The 18,860-nt window shown below is 72.1% G+C and carries 17 protein-coding genes and 1 tRNA gene; 6 read left to right on the forward strand and 12 right to left on the reverse strand.

Annotated elements, in window-relative coordinates:
* Window positions 1–25: 25 nt before the first annotated feature.
* The 4 genes from ACQPZF_RS02095 to ACQPZF_RS02110 are packed head-to-tail and all read right to left on the reverse strand — an operon-like array spanning window position 26 to window position 2,107.
* Window positions 26–424: a PPOX class F420-dependent oxidoreductase gene (locus ACQPZF_RS02095; RefSeq protein ID WP_433267659.1), complete on the reverse strand. Its 399-nt coding sequence runs from the start codon at window positions 422–424 to the stop codon at window positions 26–28.
* Between the two features lie 5 nt (window positions 425–429).
* Entirely contained in the window at window positions 430–897 is a 468-nt protein-coding gene (gene ispF / locus ACQPZF_RS02100; protein WP_433267661.1) for a 2-C-methyl-D-erythritol 2,4-cyclodiphosphate synthase, read from the reverse strand.
* A complete protein-coding gene (gene ispD / locus ACQPZF_RS02105) occupies window positions 894–1,586 on the reverse strand; it encodes a 2-C-methyl-D-erythritol 4-phosphate cytidylyltransferase (RefSeq protein ID WP_433267663.1) in 693 nt (230 codons plus the stop codon). Before ispD ends, ispF begins: the two co-directional genes overlap by 4 nt.
* A 32-nt stretch (window positions 1,587–1,618) precedes the next feature.
* Window positions 1,619–2,107: a CarD family transcriptional regulator gene (locus ACQPZF_RS02110; protein ID WP_012782996.1), complete on the reverse strand. Its 489-nt coding sequence runs from the start codon at window positions 2,105–2,107 to the stop codon at window positions 1,619–1,621.
* Window positions 2,108–2,397: 290 nt separating this feature from the next.
* Between ACQPZF_RS02110 and ACQPZF_RS02115 the strand changes: the two genes are divergently transcribed.
* Window positions 2,398–3,195, forward strand: coding sequence for a hypothetical protein (locus ACQPZF_RS02115; protein WP_433267665.1), 798 nt, complete (start codon window positions 2,398–2,400; stop codon window positions 3,193–3,195).
* A gap of 116 nt (window positions 3,196–3,311) precedes the next feature.
* Entirely contained in the window at window positions 3,312–4,685 is a 1,374-nt protein-coding gene (gene radA, locus ACQPZF_RS02120) for a DNA repair protein RadA (protein WP_433267666.1), read from the forward strand.
* Window positions 4,686–4,808: 123 nt separating this feature from the next.
* Here radA and otsB read toward each other — a convergent pair whose 3' ends face one another.
* From otsB to ACQPZF_RS02135, 3 genes are all read right to left on the reverse strand, one after another.
* Window positions 4,809–7,337, reverse strand: coding sequence for a trehalose-phosphatase (gene otsB / locus ACQPZF_RS02125; protein ID WP_433267668.1), 2,529 nt, complete (start codon window positions 7,335–7,337; stop codon window positions 4,809–4,811).
* A 67-nt stretch (window positions 7,338–7,404) separates the two neighbouring features.
* Complete coding sequence (locus ACQPZF_RS02130; protein ID WP_433267670.1) at window positions 7,405–8,838, reverse strand: alpha,alpha-trehalose-phosphate synthase (UDP-forming); 1,434 nt, start codon at window positions 8,836–8,838, stop codon at window positions 7,405–7,407.
* 134 nt (window positions 8,839–8,972) lie between these two features.
* Entirely contained in the window at window positions 8,973–10,367 is a 1,395-nt protein-coding gene (locus ACQPZF_RS02135) for a threonine/serine ThrE exporter family protein (protein ID WP_433267672.1), read from the reverse strand.
* Window positions 10,368–10,648: 281 nt separating this feature from the next.
* Here ACQPZF_RS02135 and ACQPZF_RS02140 point away from each other — a divergent pair.
* Window positions 10,649–10,721, forward strand: a tRNA-Thr gene (locus ACQPZF_RS02140).
* 293 nt (window positions 10,722–11,014) lie between these two features.
* On the opposite strand, the gene ACQPZF_RS02145 is transcribed toward ACQPZF_RS02140, so the two are convergent.
* The gene (locus tag ACQPZF_RS02145; RefSeq protein WP_433267674.1) at window positions 11,015–12,472 is read right to left on the reverse strand and encodes a sensor histidine kinase; all 1,458 of its coding nucleotides are present in this window, start codon (window positions 12,470–12,472) and stop codon (window positions 11,015–11,017) included.
* A 170-nt stretch (window positions 12,473–12,642) separates the two neighbouring features.
* Entirely contained in the window at window positions 12,643–13,341 is a 699-nt protein-coding gene (locus ACQPZF_RS02150) for a response regulator transcription factor (RefSeq protein ID WP_433267676.1), read from the reverse strand.
* 150 nt (window positions 13,342–13,491) lie between these two features.
* Here ACQPZF_RS02150 and ACQPZF_RS02155 point away from each other — a divergent pair, with 150 nt between their 5' ends.
* From ACQPZF_RS02155 to ACQPZF_RS02165, 3 genes are read left to right on the forward strand one after another with little or no spacing between them, the layout of a single operon-like run.
* On the forward strand, window positions 13,492–14,850 hold the full coding sequence (locus ACQPZF_RS02155) for a ferredoxin reductase family protein (RefSeq protein ID WP_433267677.1): 1,359 nt from the start codon (window positions 13,492–13,494) through the stop codon (window positions 14,848–14,850).
* A 9-nt stretch (window positions 14,851–14,859) separates the two neighbouring features.
* Window positions 14,860–15,273 carry an FMN-binding protein gene (locus tag ACQPZF_RS02160; RefSeq protein ID WP_433267679.1) on the forward strand — a complete coding sequence of 138 codons (414 nt, stop codon included), beginning with the start codon at window positions 14,860–14,862 and terminating at the stop codon, window positions 15,271–15,273.
* A 31-nt stretch (window positions 15,274–15,304) separates the two neighbouring features.
* Window positions 15,305–16,021, forward strand: a complete 717-nt coding sequence (locus ACQPZF_RS02165) for an FAD:protein FMN transferase (RefSeq protein ID WP_433267681.1) — start codon at window positions 15,305–15,307, stop codon at window positions 16,019–16,021.
* Between the two features lie 30 nt (window positions 16,022–16,051).
* On the opposite strand, the gene ACQPZF_RS02170 is transcribed toward ACQPZF_RS02165, so the two are convergent.
* The 3 genes from ACQPZF_RS02170 to ACQPZF_RS02180 all read right to left on the reverse strand — a co-directional run bounded on the left by ACQPZF_RS02170 (window position 16,052) and on the right by ACQPZF_RS02180 (window position 18,693).
* The gene (locus ACQPZF_RS02170; RefSeq protein ID WP_433267683.1) at window positions 16,052–16,825 is read right to left on the reverse strand and encodes a hypothetical protein; all 774 of its coding nucleotides are present in this window, start codon (window positions 16,823–16,825) and stop codon (window positions 16,052–16,054) included.
* Window positions 16,826–16,838: 13 nt separating this feature from the next.
* Window positions 16,839–17,432: a TetR/AcrR family transcriptional regulator C-terminal domain-containing protein gene (locus ACQPZF_RS02175; RefSeq protein ID WP_433267685.1), complete on the reverse strand. Its 594-nt coding sequence runs from the start codon at window positions 17,430–17,432 to the stop codon at window positions 16,839–16,841.
* A 220-nt stretch (window positions 17,433–17,652) separates the two neighbouring features.
* Window positions 17,653–18,693: an ADP-ribosylglycohydrolase family protein gene (locus ACQPZF_RS02180; RefSeq protein WP_433267687.1), complete on the reverse strand. Its 1,041-nt coding sequence runs from the start codon at window positions 18,691–18,693 to the stop codon at window positions 17,653–17,655.
* Window positions 18,694–18,860 lie beyond the last annotated feature (167 nt).

An 18,860-nucleotide genomic window follows, 5' to 3' on the forward strand; every position in this document is an offset into this window, starting at 1 on the left:
GCCGGCGCAGCGACGCACGCCACACTCACACACTCCCGTTTCCGGCGACCTTCGTAGGAGTCAGGCGCAGCACCACGCGGACCCTGTCCGGGGGCTCCTCGGCGTACGGCTCGCCGGTGTACTTGAGCGACAACGCGTTGACCAGGGCCCGGTCGACGTCCTCGGCGATGGTGACGGTGCCGCGGATCTCGACGTAGGTCTCGGGGGTCTCGTGGTCCCACACGCTGACGCTCGCCCGGGGGTCGCGGCTCAGGTTGCGCGCCTTCCGGCGGTCGCGGAGCGTGGAGAAGAGCAGGTCGTCGCCGTCCCTCGTGATCCACATGACGGAGCTGTGCGGGCTGCCCTCCGGGTTGAGCGTGGAGATCGTGGCGTAGTTCCTGCCGTCCACGAGGGCGCGCGTCGCCGCGTTGAGTGTGATCGCCATGCCGCTCAGGCTAGTGGGACGACCAGCGCGGTGGCGATCGCGGCGATGCCCTCGCCGCGTCCGGTGAGGCCGAGGCCGTCCGTGGTGGTTCCACTGACCGAGACGGGGCCGCCGACGGCCGCCGAGAGGACCCGCTGGGCCTCGTCCCGGCGCTTGCCGATCTTGGGGGCGTTGCCGATCACCTGCACGGCCGCGTTGCCCACCTGGAGGCCCGCGTCGGCGAGCAGCCGGCGCACCTCGGCGAGGAACTCCACCCCGTGCTTGCCGGACCACCGCGGGTCGCCGGTGCCGAACACCGCGCCCAGGTCGCCCAGGCCGGCGGCGGACAGCAGGGCGTCGCACAGCGCGTGCGCGGCGACGTCGCCGTCCGAGTGCCCGTCGCAGCCGGCCACGCCCTCCCAGAACAGGCCGGCGAGCCAGCAGTCGCGACCTTCCCGCACCTGGTGGACGTCGGAGCCGATGCCGACCCTCACGCGTGGCCTCCCGCGAGCAGTGCCTCCGCGACCGCCAGGTCGAACGGGGTGGTGATCTTCATGGCGTCCTGGTGGCCGGGAACCGTGGCGACCCGCACACCGAGGCGTTCCACGAGGCCGGCGTCGTCGGTCGCGTGCCCGCCCGCCTGGTGCGCGCGCAGCAGCACGCGGGCGTCGAAGCCTTGAGGGGTCTGGACCACTCGCAGCGCGGAGCGGTCCGGGGTCGAGACGACCAGGCCGGCCGCGTCCACCTCCTTCACGGTGTCCGCCACCGGCAGCACCGGGATGACCGCCGGGTGGCCCGCCGCGACCGCGTCGACCACGGCTTTCACCACGTGCGGCGGCGTGAAGGCACGGGCCGCGTCGTGCACCAGGACGATCGTCGTGTCCGGGAACTCGCGCAGCGCGTACTCCAGCGCCAACCGGACCGAGTCGGAACGCTCGGCGCCTCCCGCGAGCACGCGCACCGCCCCGCCGGCTGGGGCCAACGGGGCGGTGACGGTGTTCACAACGTCCACATCGGACGGGGGCGCGGCAATCACCACGTGCCGCACGCAGCCCGCCTCGAACAGGCCGCGCACCGCACGTGTCAACAGCGGGACGCCGTCGACCGGCACGAGCGCCTTGGGCATGCCATAACCCAGCCGCTCACCCCGGCCCGCCGCGGGCACGAGCGCGACCACACCCATGTTCGCGGATCTCTGCGTGCGGATGTCGAGGGTCAGGACGCGGTGGCGAGAACCTCGTCGAGGAGGACCTCCGCCTTGTCCTCGTCGGTGCCCTCGGCGAGCGCCAATTCGCTAACCAGTATCTGTCGAGCCTTCGCCAGCATCCGCTTCTCACCTGCGGACAGTCCGCGATCCTTCTCACGCCGCCAGAGGTCGCGCACCACTTCGGCCACCTTGTTCACGTCACCGGACGCGAGCTTCTCCAGGTTGGCCTTGTACCGCCGGGACCAGTTGGTCGGCTCCTCGGTGTGAGGAGCACGCAAGACCTCGAAGACCTTGTCGAGACCCTCCTGGCCGACGACGTCACGCACACCGACGATCTCGGCGTTGTCGGCGGGGACGCGAACCGTGAGGTCACCCTGGGCGACCTTGAGGACGAGGTACTTCTTCTCCTCGCCCTTGATCACACGGGTCTCGATTGCTTCGATGAGAGCGGCACCGTGGTGCGGGTAGACGACGGTCTCTCCGACCTTGAAAACCATGTGTCCTCTGCCCCTTTCGCTAACCCCATCCTAACACGTCGAGCAATCCCCTCTTCGGCGTCCGGAGATCAGTTCGCGCAGGTCAGGACTGCGTGGGGGGTTGACAAACCATCCGGTCGCGTGCAACGGCGCTGGTGGATCGCGCTCCACTGTGGACGACGCGATCGACTGTGGGGCACCACATGAGGTGGGACATCCGGCACCCGGTTAGGCTCCTGGACTGGTGGTCGACCGGCGCTACTACCGGGTCCGGCCCGCTTAGCCAGCACACCGGAAGGATCCGAGCAGCCGTGGGTCGCGCAGAGCAGAAGTCCCCAGCGCCTCGCCGCCTGGCCGTCGTGGCCGCAGTCGCGGCGGGCGTCGCCCTCGCCGCCGCGGGCTGCAGCGCAGGTCAGGTCACGCAGACCGACACCCAGGTCGCCGCGGTGAACGGCGCGAGCGGCACCGTCGGCCCCATCGCGGTCCGGGACGCCCAGCTCCTGTTCCCGGTCGCCCACGGGTACTACCAGGAGGGCGAGGACGCCCCCGTGGTCGTGGTGATCGCGAACAACGGCACGCAGCGCGACAAGCTGCTCTCCGTGACCAGCGACATCAGCGCCGAGGCGGAGATCTCCGGCGACGCGGAGCTGGAGCCGGGCACGGCCGTCGTGGCCGGCGCGGACCAGGACGACGCGGGCAGCCACAGCACCACCTCGAAGCCCTCGTCGGTGTCCCCGACGTCCGGCTCCCCGACGCCGCCCGCGGCCGGCACCACCACGACCGGCACCGTGACCTCGGGCACGACGCCCGGCACCACCACGGCGGGCGCCACGACGACCGGCACCACGGCAGGCGGTTCGGTGACCGGGACCACCGCGTCGTCCGCGACTTCCGGCAGTTCGGCGACCTCGTCCTCGCGCCCCTCGTCCTCGGTGGCGCCCACGAAGCCGGGCGAGGTCCGGATCGTCCTCAAGGGCCTGACCAAGGACCTGCGCCCCGGCCAGACCCTGAAGGTGACCTTCCTGTTCGAGCAGGCCGGCCCGCTCACGCTGGAGGTGCCGATCGGCGCCACACCGGAGCCGCGCAAGGAAGGCTCCTCCGAGCACTGACCCCGGGCGCCGACCCGCGGATCGACCGCCGAGAACCCGTCACCCGCCCGGCGCGGTGGCGGGTTCTCCGCTGTCCGGGGTCGTGCGGGAATGTCGGGGGTGGTCGTTAGCCTGCGGTGGTGAAGAACGGGCGGGCGGCGAAGGCGACGACGACCTACCGGTGCGCCGAGTGCGGCCACGAGGTCTCCAAGTGGGTCGGGCGCTGCCCGGAGTGCCAGGCCTGGGGCACCGTCGAGGAGCGCGGCGTGAGCCGGGCCACGCGGATCGTCGCGGGCGCGCCCAGCTCGCCGGCGCGGCCGATCGGCGAGGTGGACGTCGAGTCGGCGCGGGCGCGGCGGACCGGGGTCGCCGAGCTGGACCGGGTGCTGGGCGGCGGGCTGGTGCCCGGCGCGGTCGTGCTGCTCGCCGGGGAACCGGGGGTGGGCAAGTCGACGCTGCTGCTCGAAGTCGCCTACCAGTGGGCGGTGAAGGGCGCGGTGCCCTCGCTGTACATCACGGGTGAGGAGTCGGCCGGGCAGGTGCGGCTGCGGGCCGAGCGGACCGGGAACATCCACGGGATGATGTACCTCGCCGCCGAGAGCGACCTGGCGGCGGTGTTCGGGCACGTCGAGGCGGTGCGGCCGGGTGTGCTGATCGTCGACTCGGTGCAGACCATGTCGTCGCCCGAGGTGGACGGGACGCCGGGCGGCGTGACGCAGGTCCGCGCGGTGACCGCGAGCCTGGTGTCGCTGGCCAAGGAGCGCGGGCTGCCGATCGTGCTGGTGGGGCACGTCACCAAGGACGGGTCGGTGGCCGGGCCGCGGGTGCTGGAGCACCTGGTGGACGTGGTGCTCCAGTTCGAGGGCGACCGGCACTCCAGCCTGCGGCTGGTGCGGGGCATCAAGAACCGGTACGGGCCGGCGGACGAGGTGGGCTGCTTCGAGCTGCGCGACGACGGGATCGTGGGCGTGGCGGACCCGTCGGGGCTGTTCCTCAACCGGCGCGAGCAGGACGTGACCGGCACGGCGGTGACGGTGGTCGTGGAGGGCAAGCGGCCGATGCTGGGCGAGGTGCAGGCGCTGGTGGCGCCGACCAACCTGCCCTCGCCGCGCCGGGCGGTCAGCGGGCTGGACTCGGCGCGGGTCGCGATGGCGCTCGCGGTGCTGGAGAAGCGCGGGCGGATGTCGTTGCACAACAAGGACGTCTTCACCGCGACGGTCGGCGGGATGCGGCTGGTGGAGCCCGCGGTGGACCTGGCGGTGGCGCTGGCGGTGGCCTCGGCGGCGACCGACCAGCCTCTGCCGCACGACCTGGTGGTGGTCGGCGAGGTCGGGCTGTCGGGTGAGCTGCGGCGGGTGAACGGGGTCGGCCGGCGGCTCACCGAGGCCGCCCGGCTGGGCTACACCAAGGCGTTGGTGCCGCCGGACGCCGGTCCGCTGCCGCCGGAGACCCGCGCGCTGGTGGCACACGACCTGATGGAGGCGTTGCAGCTCCTCAAGCTGAAGAAGTGAACCCCACCGGGCGTTGATCCGAACAGGTGTTCGAGTTGTCCACCGCTGTGGACAACCCTGTGGACAGGTCCGGGGCCTTGCCGCGACGGGTGTCGCGGCAAGGCCCCGGAGACCGCCGTCGGGCTACCTCGCCAGTAGCTGGGCGCAGCGGATCAGGCCCAGGTGGCTGTAGGCCTGCGGGTGGTTGCCCAGGGAACGCTCCGCGATCGGGTCGTACTCCTCGGGCAGCAGGCCGGTGGGGCCGGCGGCGTCGACCATCTGCGTGAACAGCTCCTCCGCCTCCGTCCGGCGCCCGGTGAGCAGGTAGGCCTCGATCATCCACGCCGCGCACAGGTGGAAGCCGCCCTCGTCGCCGGGCAGGCCGTCGTCGCGGCGGTACCGGTAGACGGTGGAGCCCGAGCGCAGTTCCGCCTCGATCGCGGTCACGGTGGCCTGGAAGCGGTCGTCGGCCGGGTCGATCAGGCCGGACAGCCCCACGTGCAGGGACGCCGCGTCCAGGTCGTGCCCGTCGTACGCCGTGGTGAACGACTGCGCTTCCTCGCTCCACCCGTGCTTGAGCACGTCGTTCGCGATGGTGTCGCGCAGCACCGGCCACGACGGGTCGATGTCGCGGCCGTACGCCTCGCCCAGCGACACCGCCCGGTCCAGCGTCACCCAGCACATGACCTTCGAGTACACGTGGTGCCGGGGCGCGTGGCGCTCCTCCCAGATGCCGTGGTCGGGCTCGTGCCAGCGGCGGGCGACCGCCTCGGCCATCGCCTGCACCATCAGCCAGTCCTGGTCGGTCAGCGCGCCGCGGGCCGCCGCCAACTGCCCGACCAGGTCCACCACCGGGCCGAACACGTCGAGCTGAACCTGCTGGTTGGCGAGGTTGCCGACGCGCACGGGCCGTGAGCCCGCGTACCCCGGCAGGGTGTCGATGACCGCCTCGGCGCCCAGCATGGTGCCCTGCAACGTGTACAGCGGGTGCAGCCGCTCCGGGCCGGGCAGCGTGGCCAGCACGCCGTGCACCCAGCCCAGGTACGCCTCGGCCTCGCCCAGCGACCCCACCGACACCAGCGCCTGCGCGGTCAGCGCCGCGTCGCGCAGCCAGCAGTACCGGTAGTCCCAGTTGCGGATGCCGCCCAGCTCCTCGGGCAGCGACGTGGTGGCCGCCGCCATGATCGCGCCGGTGTCGTGGTGCACCAGGCCCTTCAGGGTCAGGGCCGAGCGCAGCACCAGTTCCGACTCGACCGGCGGTAGCTTGAGGGTCGCCGCCCAGTCCGACCAGAACGCGCCCGCGCGGGCCCGCCGCTCCGCCTCGCCCAGCGTGGCCTCGGACAGGTCGTCCGTGCCGCACCGCAGCTCCAGCAGGATCGGGGCGCCCTCCCGGGGCCGCACGACGGCCGTCGCGGTCTCCTGGAGGCCGTCGGAGGTGATCTCCCAGTCCACGCCCGGCGAGCGCAGCACCATCGGGTCCGACGTGCCGACGACCCGCAGGCCGTCCCGCTCGCGCAGCAGCCGCACCGGCACCTGGCCGAACTCCGGGCGCGGCGCGAACGTGATCACCGCGTTGGTCGAGCCGGAGACGCGCCGCACCAGGTCGGTGCGGTGCGAGGCCAGGTCGTGGTCCAGGTAGTCCGTGACCAGCAGCCGGGACCAGCGGGTCTCCACGATCATCGTGCCCGGCACGTACCGCTGGCCCAGCGGCAGCGAGCCGTGCTCCGGCTTGATCGAGAAGTGGCCCGCCGCGGGGCCGCCGAGCAGGTCGGCGAACACCGCCGCCGAGTCCGGTTCCGGGTGGCACAGCCAGTTCAGCCGGGCGTCCGGGGTCAGCAGCGCCACGGACCGCTCGTTGGCCAGCATGGTCAGCCGCTCGATCGGCACCGCCTGGTCGCCGTGCAGCCACGCCCGGCGCTCCTCCAGCAGGAACGCCAGCACGGTGGCCACGTCGACGGTGTCCTCGATGTGGTACCCGGCCAGCGTCTCGCCGTCGCCGACCTTGATGCCCACGTCCGGGCCGGTGAGCCGGGCGAACGCCTTCTCGTCGGTGACGTCGTCGCCGACGAACACCGCGGCCGTCGCCGACACGCGGTGCCGCAGGACGTCCAGGGCGTGGCCCTTGTCCGTCTGCACCACGGCCAGCTCGACCACGGCCTTGCCCTCGGTCACCTCCACGCCGTCCCAGGTGCACGGGCCGGTGCGCACGGCGGCCAGAACCCGCTCCCCCACGGAGGGTTCCGCACGCCGCACGTGCACCGCGATGCTCGCGGGTTTGACCTCCAGGCCGACGCCCTCGTGGCCGTTGACGATTCCTTCCAGCTCGGCTTCCAGCCGGCGGTGCAGGGCCCGCGCGTCGGTGTCCAGCGCGTGCACGAAGCCGACGTCGAACTCCGATCCGTGCGAGCCGACCAGGTGTACCTCGGACGGCAGTCGGGACAGTGTCGCCAGGTCCCGCAACGCGCGCCCGGAGATCACCGCCGTCGTGGTCTCGTGCAGCCCGGCCAGGGAGCGCAGCGCGCCCACCGACTCGGGCAGCGGGCGGGCGTCCTCAGGGTTGGCCACGATCGGAGCCAGTGTCCCGTCGTAGTCGCAGGCGACCAGCAGGCGCGGTGTACGCGCAAGCTGCACGATCGCACGGCGAAGTTCGGCGGGGAGGGCCTCGGCGGTCAACGCCCCTCCTCAAAGCTCGGTGGGACAGGTCGGGTGCGTGGTCTGAACCGATTCGGAATGTCACCGGTCAGACTGCGGTCTGCGTACCCAAGGCGTCAAGGAACGAACGAGCCCAGCGGTCGACGTCATGCGTGAGGACTTGGCGGCGCAGCGCGCGCATCCTACGGCGGCCTTCCGCCGGATCGAGCGTGAGGGCGGCTTCCAGCGCGTTCTTCACGCCGTCGAGGTCGTGCGGGTTGACCAGGAAGGCGCTCGTCAGCTCGGCCGCCGCGCCCGCGAACTCGGACAGCACCAGCGCGCCACCGAGGTCGTAGCGGCAGGCCACGTACTCCTTGCAGACCAGGTTCATGCCGTCCCGGACCGGCGTGACCACCATGACGTCGGCGGCGGTCATGAACGCGGTCAGCTCGCGGCGGTCCACCGACTGGTGCAGGTAGTGCACGACCGGGTGGCCGACGGTGGAGAACTCGCCGTTGATCCGGCCGACGGCCTGCTCGATCTCGCCGCGCATCTGCTGGTAGTGGTCGACCCGCTCGCGGCTCGGCGTCGCGAGCTGGATCATGGTCACCTCGCCCGGGTCGACCCGGCCGTCGGCGAGCAGCTCGTGCAGCGCGCGCAACCGGACGTCGATGCCCTTGGTGTAGTCGAGGCGGTCGACGCCGAGCAGGATCTTCTTCGGCCGGCCGAGGTCTTCGCGGATCTGCTTCGCGTGCTGCTGGACCTCCTTGTTGCGGGCCAGCGCGTCCAGCCCGGCGGAGTCGATCGAGATGGGGAACGCGCCCACCCGCACCGTGCGGTCGCCGACCTGCACCACACCCGGCCGGGTGCGCACGCCGACCGCGCCCCGGCTGGGCTCCAGGCCGATCAGGCGGCGGGCCAGCCACAGGAAGTTCTGCGCGCCGCCGGGCCGGTGGAAGCCCACCAGGTCCGCGCCGAGCAGGCCGCGGATGATCTCCGTGCGCCACGGGAGCTGCATGAACAGCTCCACCGGCGGGAACGGGATGTGCAGGAAGAAGCCGATCCGCAGGTCCGGCCGCAGCTCGCGGAGCATGGCCGGGACCAGTTGCAACTGGTAGTCCTGCACCCACACGGTGGCGCCCTGCGCGGCGACCTTCGCCGTCACGTCGGCGAACCGCTGGTTCACCCGGACGTAGGCGTTCCACCAGCGGCGGTGGAATGCGGGCGGCGCCACCACGTCGTGGTAGAGCGGCCACAGCGTGCCGTTGGAGAAGCCCTCGTAGTAGTCGCGCACCTCGGCGGAGCTGAGCGACACCGGGTGTAGCTGAAGGCCGTCCTCCTCGAACGCCTCGACGTCGGCGTCCGCCACGCCGGGCCAGCCGATCCACGCGCCGCTGTGCGCGCGCAGGAACGGCTCCAGCGCGCTGACCAGGCCGCCGGGGCTGTGCTTCCAGCGACGGGTGCCGTCGTCCAGACGTTCCAGGTCGACCGGCAGGCGGTTCGCCACGACCAGGAAGTCCGCGCCGTTCTCGCCGATGCTCACCGGGTAACGCCTCCTAGGAGATTCGTCTCGCCCGCCCCCGAGGTTAACGGGAACGCTCGTTCCGGATGCCCTTCCGTCGTCCCCGTCACACCGGGTTCGACCAGGTTGGACGTAGGTCACGTCCGTCCGGACGCCTAGTCGACCCGGCGCCTGGCCGGGCGCGGTGGGCCGGACAACCAGGACCCGGCCAACTTCCGCTCCAGTCTGCCCAACCCGGTGCGCACCGGCCGGCCGAGGAACTCGCCCAGCACCACCCCGCTGGCCAGCGCCAACGCCGTGCCGGCGGCCAGCACCAGGGTCGACAGGCCGGCCGCGTCGCCGTCGATGGTGAGCTGGTAAAGACCGTGGTAGGTGGTCCAACCGGGGAGCAGCGGCACCATCCCGGCCACCGCGACCACGAGCGGTGGCGTCCGGAGGCGCCGGGAGATGACCGCGCCGCCGAAACCCACGACCGTGGCGGCGACCGCGGCGCGGGTGATGGCGTTCGTGCCGGTGAGCGCCAGCAGACCGTAGGTGGCGGTGCCGACGGCCCCGGCCGCCGCCGCGATCGGCAGGGCGCGTGGCGTGGCGTAGGCGGCCAGCGCGAAGAACGCCGAGGTCGCCGCGCCCGCCGCGAACTGCATCGGCACGTCGGAGATCAGCGGCGGCAACGGGTCGGCGATCGACGTCCGGACCCCGAACTGCACACCCGCCCGCAGGGTGAGCGCGATGCCCGCGATCAGGCCCGCCGTGAGCAGGACGATCTCCACGCTGCGGCCGGCGGCCGTGACGTTGTAGCCGGTGATCGCGTCCTGGACGGTGCCGACCAGCGACAACCCGGACAGCAGGACCACGATCCCGGTCGCGATCAACAGCGACGGGCGGACGCTGGGCAGCAGGTTCGTCGCGTACATCGCCAGGGCGGTGGCGGACGCCAGCGCGCCGCCGACCACCTGCTGGAAGAAGAACGGCAGCGCACGCCGGTTGAGCACCCGGCCGACCCGGTCGATGACGGTCGTCACCAAGGCCGCCGCGAGCGCCAGCAGCGGGCCGCCGCCGACCAGGAACGCCACCGAGCCCGCCATCCCCGCCCACGCGGCCGTGGCGACCCAGCGCGGGTACGGGTGCGGTCGCTTGCTGATCCGGTCCAGCTCGGCGTACGCGTCCGGGGCCTTGACCTGGTCGGAGGTGATCCGGCGGATCAGATCCTCGACCGCCGCGAGCCGCGTGTAGTCCAGCCCGCGCGAGCGGACCACGCGGAGCGAGGTGATCGGGGCGGCTTCGGTGCCCCGGTGGCACGAGACGGTGATCGAGGTGTAGGTCACGTCGACCTCCGTGCGCGGCAACCCGTAGGCCTCTGCGACGGCCATCACAGTCGCCGTGACGTCCGCCGCACCGGCGCCACTGGCGAGCTGAACCTCACCCACCCGCAACGCGAGGTCGAGCACGAGGTGGACGGTCGAGTCGTCCGGAAGGGACGGTCCCTCGACCGGTTGCCACAGGCCAGGAGTGGTCCTGGGGTCGCGGTACCGCCTGCGCCGCAGCCGCACGGGCGTCCTCCTCGTGGTTCGGGGACCTGCGCCACGCCGACGGTGTCACATTCGTCGCTGTGTCCTGCGCCACCCCTCACAGGGGTACCCACCACGGGTGAGACGATCACCGTGCGTTCAGCACTGTTGATACCGCTGGCCAGCGGTTTTAGGTCCTCGCTGGGCCGCTCGGTCGGGCTGCCTGCCTCCGGACGGACCAATGACGACGCACCCTGAGCAGACCGTTCGCCGCAGGTGGCACCGACAGCGGGCGCTTACGATGTTCCCGGCCTTTCCGCCGCGCCGGTGTAGCTCAATTGGCAGAGCACTCGCCTTGTAAGCGAAAGGTTAGGGGTTCGAGTCCCCTCACCGGCTCTGTATTGGATGGCCCGACTCCGTCGGGCGGCTCGGCCGCCTGGGAGTCGGCGGCTCGCGGGGCGTCCCTCGTCGATCGGAAAGCGTGATCGACGAGGGACGCGCCACGAACCACCGACGCGGCCTCGCGGGGCGAGGCGGTCAAAAGCCGGCGAGTCGCGTTGAAGGCTGGCGGGGAGCGTTGAAGGCCGGCGGGGAGCGTTGAAGGCCGGCGGGGAGCGTTGAAGGTTGGCGGGGCGAGTCGAAGGTCGGAGAGGCGCGTCGAAGGTTGGCGGGTCCGGGTGATCTGGGACTTACGACCCGTGTTGGTGAGTCGTCTGGGAGGCGGCTGCCCAGGTTCTGGGGATTCGGATGGTGAAGGTGGTCGCGCCCGGGTGGCTTTCCAGGGTGATGGTGCCGCCGTGGGCTGCTACCAGGGAGTGCGCCACTGCCAGGCCCAGGCCGCTGCCGCCTCGGTCTCGGGTGCGGGAGTTGTCGACCCGGTAGAAGCGGTCGAAGATCCTGTGTTGGTCGGCGGTGGGGATGCCTGGGCCGCTGTCGCTCACGCGGACCACGGCGTGGCCCTGTTCCACGGTTGCGGACAGGGAGATGGCGGTGCCCGGTGGGGTGTGGATCGCTGCGTTCGCCAGTAGGTTGTCGACTACTTGGCGTAGTCGCATCGGGTCGAAACGTAGTCGTACCGGGTCCGGGTCGGGTGTCGTCACGGTCAGCGGGTGGTCCGGGCGGGCTGCTTGGAAGGCGTCCGCTGACTCTCGGACCAGTTCCGCCAGGTCGCCGTCGGCCGGTCGCAGTGGTGTTTCCGACTCGGCCGAGTCGAGGCGCGCCAGTAGCAGCAGGTCGTCCAGCAGCACGCTCATCCGGGCCGCCTCCGAGCGCAGCTTCTCCAGGTGCGCCTCGCGTTCTTCCGGCGCGTTCGCCGCCGCGTAGCGGAACAGGTCGGCGTAACCGCGGATCGACGTCAGCGGGGTGCGCAGCTCGTGTGAGGCGTCCGCGATGAACCGGCGCAGCCGCTGCTCGGCCACCGTCCGCGCGGCGAGCGACGAGTCGATGTGCTCCAGCATCGTGTTGAACGCGGTGCGCAGCTCCTCGACCTCCACGCCGCCGTTGCCGCCTTCCGCGCGCACCGCCAGCCGGGCCGAGTCGGTCAGGTCGTGTGACGTGATGTCCTGCGCGGTCTTCGCCATGTCGCTCAGCGGTTGGAGCCCGCGGCGCAGCACCGCCCGGCCGATCACCACGAACGCGATCAGCGCCAGCACGAACGTCGCCACCACCACCATCACCAACTGCCGCACGGTGGTGGTGATGTCGGTCATCGGCGCGGCGCTGACCAGCACGACCCCGCCGCCCACCGGGCAGCCGCGCAGCCGGTAGGTGCCGGCGCCCTTCAGGTACGCGGTGCGGAACACCGGCTCGTCGCCGGTCACCTCCTGCGCCACCTCGGCCAGCTCGCGGGCGTCCGGCGGCAGGTCGGCGGGCGGTCGGAGGGTGGCCTGCCCGTCCCGGACCTCGTACACCGCGGCGAACCAGCCGTACACCGACCGGTGCAGCTCGCCGTACCTCTTGATGTCCTTTTCCAGCTCGATCTGCGACAAGAGCATCTGGTCGTCAAGCTTGCCCGCGAGGTAGTCCTCCATGCTGTTGACCATCACGGTGGCGACCACCGCGAACACGCCCAGCGCCAGGCCGCCCAGGCCGAGCGCCAGTCGCGTGCCCAGGCGCAATCGTTGGCGGCCGAACGCTTTGCTCCACAACGATCTGAGGGTCGACGGATTCGATCGTCTGGGTTCCGATGGTTTGCCGGGCGACGAGTCGGATCGTCTGGGGAGCGATCGTCTGGAGGGCGATGGACTTGTTCGCCTGAAGGGCGATCGTCTGGTGGAAGACGATTTCGACGGTGTGGGCCCAGATTGTTCGGTGGTCATCAGTCGGGGGCCTTGCGCAGCACGTAGCCGACGCCGCGCACGGTGTGGATCAGCGGCTCGTGGCCGTCGTCCAGCTTGCGCCGCAGGTGTGAGACGACCAGTTCGACCACGTTCGACCGGCCGCCGAAGTCGTACTCCCACACGTGGTCGAGGATCTGGGCCTTGGTCAGCACGGCGGGCGAGCGGCGCATCAGGTAGCGCAGCAGCTCGTACTCGGTGGGCGTGAGGGTGACCAGCCGCCCGCCCCGGCGCACCTCGCGGGTGTCCTCGTCCATCGCCAGGTCGGACACCTTCAGCACGGACCGCTTCCACTGCGGCCCGGTGCTGCGCCGCAGCACGGCCCGCAGCCGCGCCATCAGCTCCTCCACCGAGAACGGCTTCACCAGGTAGTCGTCGCCGCCCCTGGTCAGGCCGGCGACCCGGTCCGCGGTGCCGTCGCGGGCGGTCAGGAACACCACCGGCACCATCGCGCCGGACGAGCGCAGCCGGTCCAGCACGGTGAACCCGTCCAGGTCGGGCAGCATCAGGTCGAGCACCACGATGTCCGGGTGGAACTCGGCGGCGGTCTCCAGCGCGGCCTCCCCGCTCCCCGCCGTCGCGGCCTGCCAGCCCTCGTACCGGGCGACCGTCGCGACCAGGTCCGCGATGTGGGGCTCGTCGTCCACGACGAGCAGTCGAACCGCATTGGCCTTGTCCACGTGCTCATGGTGCGGCACCGCCGACCGGCGGGCTAACCCGACCGCCGCGGCCGGCTTGATCTACAGGAAGTCGACAGGTAGGCGACAGGACTCGCACAGCTCACGTCCGCAGGCTCGAAGGCGGACCCCACCCGAACAGGAGTGCCGCTTGTGACCACCGTCCGGCTGCCGGCACCGGCGACGCGCCCCGACTCCGTCAGTCCGAAGGTGGTGGCCCGCACCGGCCTGTACGCCGTGCTGGTCGCGAACGCGGTCGTGGTGACCGTGCTGTTCGTGCAAGCGGGCCTGTCGGCAAACGCCTTGATCCTCGTCGGCCGGCTGGCGGGGCTCTACGGGGCGCTGCTGATGGCGTTCCAGCTACTCCTGGTGGCCCGGCTGCCGTGGTTCGACCGCAGGCTGGGCATGGACCGGCTGACGTCGTGGCACCGGTGGGTCGGGTTCTCGCTGCTGTGGATGTTGTCGGCGCACGCGGTGTTCATCACCTTCGGGTACGCCGGACTCGCGTCGCTGCCACCGGTCGACGAGCTGGTGTCGCTGGCCACCACCGTGCAGGGCGTGCTGCGGGCCATCGTCGCGCTGGTGCTGGTCCTCCTGGTGGGTGCGGTGTCCGCGCGGTTCGCGCGGCGGCGGATGGCTTACGAGACCTGGCATTTCGTCCACCTGTACAGCTACCTCGCGGTGGTGCTGGCGTTCTCGCACCAGATCGGCGTCGGGACGACGTTCACCGCGTCCCCGGTGGCGACCGCTTACTGGTGGGGTGTCTGGGGATTCGCGCTCGGGTCGGTGTTCGCCGGACGGCTCGTGCTGCCGTTGTGGCGGAACTTGCGGCACCGGCTGCGCGTCGCCGCCGTCGTGCCCGAGTCCGACGACGTCGTGTCGATCTACATCACCGGCCGCGACCTGCACAGGCTGCCCGCGCGGGCGGGCCAGTTCTTCCTGTGGCGCTTCCTGACCCGGGACCGGTGGTGGCAGGCCAACCCGTTCTCGCTGTCCGCCGCTCCCGACGGGCGTCACCTCCGGTTGACCGCCAAGGCTCTGGGCGCGGGCAGCGCGTCGCTGAAGGCGTTGCGGCCGGGCACCCGGGTGTTCGCCGAAGGGCCGTACGGGGCGTTCACCACCCTGCACCGGACGCGGCCCGACACGTTGCTGGTCGCCGGAGGTGTCGGCATCACGCCGGTGCGGGCGCTGCTGGAGGAGCTGCGCGGGCACGTCGTGGTGATCTACCGGGTGAGCCGGCCGCAGGACGCCGTTCTGCTGCACGAGATGCGCGGCCTGGCGCGCGCCCGCGGCGCCGTGCTGCACGTGGTGACCGGCCCGTCGAACGCCCGCACGCCGTACGGCCCGCCGCTCGGCCCGCACGCGATCTCCCGCGCGGTGCCCGATGTCCGCGACCGGGACGTGTTCGTCTGCGGGCCGCCCGGCATGACCAGCGCCGTGTTGCGGAGCATGCGGGAACTGGGCGTGCCGAAGCAGCAGGTGCACGCCGAACGTTTCAGCCTGGCGAGTTGAGGGGGAGCCGTGAAGAGAGCAGTCCCGATCCTGCTGCTGACCGTCGCGGGCCTGATCCCGCTGTGGCGCTTCGAAGCCCGGCCCGAAACGGTCGCCGCGCCGGAAGCGCCGGCCGCCGTCCCCGGCGCGCCCACGCCCGGTACTGCCGCGCCGGAGTCTGTCGGCACACAGACTGTCTCCGGATCGCTGATCCGCACCAGCCACGGCGACGTGCAGGTGCAGGTGACCTTCGACGGCGACCGGATCATCGCCGTGAAGATGGTCAAGCAGCCCAACAGCGCGCCTACCCGCCGAGCTGTGCCGGCGCTCGTCCAGGAGACGTTGACCGCGCAGAGCGCCGACGTGGACACGGTTTCCGGCGCTACCGCGACCAGCGAGGCGTACGTGCGGTCGCTCCAGGCCGCGATCGACGCGAAGAACTGAGACGCGAAGAACTGAGACGCGGAGGGCTGGGATGCGCCGGGTCGAGCACATCATGGGTCTGCCGATCTCGGTGGACCTGAGGGACGGGGACACCGCCGCCGTGGACCGGGCGTTCGAGTGGCTGCGCGAAGCGGACGCGCGGTTCAGCCCGTTCCGCGCGGACAGCGAGGTGTCGCGGCTGGACCGGGACGAACTCGCCCCGACCGCGCTCAGCCCGGAGCTGGTCCACGTGCTGGACCTGTGCGAGCACTACCGGCTGGCGACCGGCGGCGCGTTCCAGGTGCGGCTGCCCGGTCGCCGGCTGGACCCGTGCGCGGTCGTCAAGGGCTGGGCCGTGCAGCGGGCGGCGGACCTGCTGGCAGTCGGCGGCGCGGCGCGGTTCGTGGTGAACGCGGGCGGTGACGTCGTGGCGTCCGGCGGGCCGTGGCGGGTCGGCGTGCGGCATCCCCTGGTGGCGGACCGGTTCTGCGTGGTGCTGGACGTGACCGACGGGGCGGTCGCGACCTCGGCCCGGTACGAGCGAGGCGACCACATCGTCGACGGCCGGACCGGCGCGCCCGTGACGGAGCTGTTGAGCATGACCGTGTACGCGCCTTCGCTGACCGTCGCCGACGCGACCGCCACGGCGGCGTTCGCGATGGGGTCGGAGGGCATCGCCTGGGCGGCGGCGCAGGACGGGTGCGAGGTCTACGCGGTGGACGCGGCCGAACGCGTGTACCGGACCCCGGGCCTGCCCGTCGCGGTGTGAACTGCCCTGGGAGTCGCGGTGAGAACCGCCCTAGAGGGTCGCGGTGTGAACCGCCCTCGGAGCCGCCGTGTGAACTGCCCTGCCCTCCGCGGCGTGAACCGCCCTGGGAGTCGCGGTGAGAACCGCCCTCGGACTGCTGAAGACCGGCGTCGGGCCGGTCCACCCGTGCAGGGCTTCGAGAGTGCGGAAGCGCATGGCCCGCACCACTTCCCGGAACCGGAGGTCGTCGTCGGCCGGGAACGTCTCGGCGGCTTCCGCCAGCCTGCCGAGGTTCGCCAGCACGGCACCCCGGTGGCCGCGCAGCTCGGTCTCGTCGATCCACCACGCCCACGGCGGCGCGGTGTCGTCGTCTTCGAGAACCGCTTGAGCCCGGTCCAGCGCGTGCAGGGCTGCCGCGGCACGGCGCATCCGGGAGTGCGCGCGGGCTCGGCGCAGGGCGAACATCGCGCGGACCCTGGGTGAGGTCGTGGTCGATTCCCCTTGTGCGGCGAGGTCGAGCGCTTCCGCGAAGCGGCCGACGTGGGTCCGCTGCATGGCCATGTTGAGCAGGGTCAGCGTCTCGATGCCGCGGTTGCCCGCGTGACGCGCTAAGGCGAGCGCCGCCAGGTTGTGGGCGTGCGCCTCGGCTTGGCGCTCCTCCTCGAACAGGATCCAGCCGACCACCTCGGCCAGTTCCGCCAGCGCGTCGGCGTTCGCCGTGGTGACCGGCGGCGCGGCGCGGAACGCTCGCACGGCCAGCATCCCGAGGTCACGGGTGTCGGAGCGGCCGTCGAGGTCGATGAGCAGCCGGGTCACGGCCCGCACGCCCGCCGGCACGCTACCCGCCGAACCGGGACAGCCGCAGGCCGGACAGCAGCAGGTGCAGGCCGTGCTCGAAGCGGGCGTCGGAGTCCGCCACCAGGTCCGCGTGGGCACGGGCGGCCAGCGGGAAGCGGCCCGGGTCGGCGGCCGGTGGCGCGGTGGCCTGCTCCTCCGCGGTGAAGCCCTGGACGTACGAGTAGACGGTCGTGATGCCGCGTGCCGCGTCCCGCACGGAGAAGCCCGCGTCGCACAGGGTCCGCAGCGCGAGTTCGAGCGGGCGTCCGGACACGTGGGCCAGGTACGCGCCGGACAGCACGCGGGGGCCGTCGCGGTAGGCGAGCATCGTGTCGCGCAGGCGGCGGGCGGTCTCGGCGGTCCACTCCACCCACGACTCGCCGCGCCGCGGGGCCTCCAGGCCGTCGAACGCGTCGCCGACGATCGCCGCCGCCATCCCGTCCAGCAGCTCGGCCTTGTTCCTCACGTGCCAGTAGAGCGCCGGGGCCTGCACGTCCAGCTCCACGGCGAGCCGGCGCAGCGTCAGCCCGTCCAGCCCGACCTCGTTGAGCAGCCCGAGCGCCGCCCGCACGATCGTCTCCCGTCCCAAACCCACGGATCCGATGGTGCCCTATCCCTTCACACTGTTAAGGAGATGGGCCGCGCGTGATGGCACACCTGCGCTCTGCTACCGTTCCGGCCACGGGTTTTCCCGCTCTGCGCAGGTCAGCCGGGCTCCGCGCTCGGGGCGTGCCCCGGCGTCGACCGCGTGGAGAGCCGGCTTCGGTCGCACGAATTCGGGAGCGTGCGGCCGAGGCCGGCTGTGAACCCGGCCCCTACTCGTAACGCGAGTAGTCGAATTCCGCGCCGACCACCGAGTGCCCGAGGTCCCTGCCCAGCCGGGTCAGCAGGTCCACCAGTTCCAGCCCGGCCAGCCAGTCCCGGGGCAGCGCCGCGGTCCCGTGCAGGGCGCCCAGGATGTTGCCGGTCAACGCCGCGGTGGCGTCGCTCCCGCCGGAGTGGTTCGCCGCCGCCCGCAGCGCGTCCACGAACTCCGACCGCCGCGGGAACACCAGCACCGTGTGCACGGCGATCGCCAGCGCCTCCGGCCCGGTCCACCCGCTGCCCAGCCGGTCCACCCGCACCGTGTCGAACCCCAGCGCGCGGTGCTCCTCGGCGAACACCACGGCCCGGTTCAACGCGTTCGCGGTGTACGGGTCGTCCCGCAGCACCCGACCGATGACCTGGTCCACCGCTTCCCGCAACGGCCGCCCGCGGACCGCGATCAGGTGGATCAGCAGCGCGAACGCCCCGCCGGACACCCAGCCGCCCGTCCCGCCGTGGGTGAGCGCGGCGAACCGGCACCCGAGGTCGTAGGCGATGTCCGCGGTCGGCGCGAAGCCGGCGGGTGCGGTCCTCGTCACACCGTTGCACCCGGACGACTCGTTGTGCGGCTCCTCGGGGGTCGGCGCGTGCTCGGCCGCGAGCGCCCGCAGGCAGGTGAGGCCGGGCGATCGGCTGGAGTACAGCCGCTCGTCGCCGACCAGCCCGGCCGCGCCCACGTCGGGAGCGGCCACCTGCTGGGTCGTCAACCAGCGCCGATAGCTCTCCCACACCGTGTCCACCGGTTCCCACTCGCCGGTGTTGCGGCCACGCACCCAGGCCCGCAGGTAGCCGTCGGCGGTGAACAGGGTCAACTGGGTGTCGTCCGTGACCAGAGCGGGACGCGGCGGTTCCAGAACACCCTCCGGCCCGTGGTCTCGTTGGATATCCGTCCACCCCAAGTACTGGACGGGCGCGCCAAGGGCATCGCCCAGTGCGCCGCCCAACAGGCAGGCGGCGCCACGGTCGACCACGCTCATCGGTTCGCGCGGCACTTGCCCTCCTGCACTGCGTCGTCCGGGGCCAAAACCCTAGCCGTCGCGGGGGCGTCCGGTCATGGGAGCCGACTAGTTGAGCAAGCAACATTTACTGACAGGTATCCACCGGCGCGGCCGGCGCACCTGATCCAGTGACCGAACGGAACTGACCGGGGCACGTACCG

Origin of the sequence: Actinosynnema sp. CS-041913, from assembly GCF_050942485.1 — a bacterium.
GTDB lineage: Bacteria > Actinomycetota > Actinomycetes > Mycobacteriales > Pseudonocardiaceae > Actinosynnema.